At 39.2% G+C, this 1619-nt stretch carries 3 protein-coding genes; 2 read left to right on the plus strand and 1 reads right to left on the minus strand.

Annotation, left to right across the window (positions count from 1 at the left end):
- Positions 1–591: tRNA (adenosine(37)-N6)-dimethylallyltransferase MiaA (miaA, locus tag WA225_RS27765; protein WP_422610419.1), on the plus strand; the 591-nt coding region annotated here is incomplete at its 5' end.
- A gap of 21 nt (positions 592–612) precedes the next feature.
- A complete protein-coding gene (gene hfq / locus WA225_RS27770) occupies positions 613–837 on the plus strand; it encodes an RNA chaperone Hfq (protein ID WP_000813896.1) in 225 nt (74 codons plus the stop codon).
- Positions 838–917: 80 nt separating this feature from the next.
- On the opposite strand, the gene WA225_RS27775 is transcribed toward hfq, so the two are convergent.
- Positions 918–1619 (minus strand): Gly-Xaa-Xaa repeat protein (locus tag WA225_RS27775; protein ID WP_422610420.1); only part of this gene is annotated, 702 nt, incomplete at its 5' end.

Genomic DNA, 1619 nt, shown 5'->3' on the forward strand with positions numbered 1-1619 from the left:
GCTGGGGACGCTACATACCGAGAACAAATGGAAAAGTTAGCATTAGAACACGGTGTGGAATATGTACATAAAAAGTTGCAAGAAGTAGATCCAGAAAGTGCGGAGCGTATTCATGCCAATAATGTAAGGCGTGTTATTCGGGCGTTAGAAATTTTTCACACGACGGGTGAAAAAATGAGTAACCAGCTCGAAAAACAAGAAAATGAGTTACTGTACGATGTTTCATTAATTGGCTTGACAATGGATCGAGAAATGCTATACGATCGCATTAACTTACGTGTTAACCTAATGATTGAACAAGGTTTATTAGAGGAAGTAAAAGGTTTACATGAAAGAGGAGTGCGAGATTGTCAATCCATTCAAGCGATTGGTTATAAAGAGATATATGATTATTTTGAGAATCGTGTATCTTTAGAAGAAGCGGTATCACAATTAAAGACGAATTCACGCCGTTATGCAAAACGTCAATTAACGTGGTTCCGTAATAAGATGGATGTCACGTGGTTCGATGTTACTGATGGTGAAAAAACGTCAGAAATTTTACGATATATAGAAGGAAAGCTACAACTAAAGTCGAATAATAGTAAGTAGAGAAAAAGAGGAGGATTCGACATGAAGCAATCAATCAATATTCAAGATCAGTTTTTAAATCAACTCCGTAAAGAGAATACGTTCGTTACGCTGTACTTATTAAATGGTTTCCAGCTTCGTGGATTAATTAAAGGATTTGATAATTTTACAGTCCTGCTGGAAACAGAAGGTAAGCAACAGCTTATTTATAAACATGCAATTTCTACATTTGTACCACAAAAAAATGTTTCAATTGAATTAGAGTAGTAATGAATTATTGTACATAATAAAAAAAGAGCGAGCTTCTCGCTCTTTTTTTATTTGCCATAAACAATAAATAGTGAAATTTAAGCGATTCTAAATACAGTAAGACGAATGTTAGTGTTTCCTGTTGCAGGGATCGTAATCTCGTTAAGCGTAGATTGGACAGAAATGTTTGCTCCAGCAGCTAATGTTTCGATTGTAGTAAATGAAAGTGAGTCGCCTATTAGATTTGAAGAGAAGTTGTCAGTAGCAACTGCTCCATTAATTGAAATTCCTACTCCAAGTGGAGCGCATCCTGGCGCAGTTGTAGAAATAGATACGCTAATTACATAAATACCAGCGTTAATAACAGTAACTGTATTTGTGCCGTTAAAGATAATATTGTTTACGTTAATTGCAGTACTAAAAATAAAGTTATTAAATTGGATTACTGTTTGTTGGATGTTGTTTGTTACAACGATTGTTGCTACTGGGAAGCTAGGTCCAGTAGGTCCGGTAACTCCTATACCAGTCGCACCCGTTGGTCCTTGAACACCTTGAGGTCCAGTCGCACCCGTGTTACCTTGAGCACCTTGAGGTCCGGTGGAACCAGTCGCACCCGTGTTACCTTGAACGCCTTGAGGTCCAGTCGCACCCGTGTTACCTTGAGCACCTTGAGGTCCGGTAGCACCTGTGTTACCTTGAACGCCTTGAGGTCCAGTGGAACCAGTAGCACCTGTGTTACCTTGAACGCCTTGAGGTCCAGTGGAACCAGTAGCACCTGTGTTACCTTGAGCGCCTTGAGG

Source organism: Pseudomonas sp., from assembly GCF_049300855.1.
Classification (GTDB): domain Bacteria; phylum Pseudomonadota; class Gammaproteobacteria; order Pseudomonadales; family Pseudomonadaceae; genus Aquipseudomonas.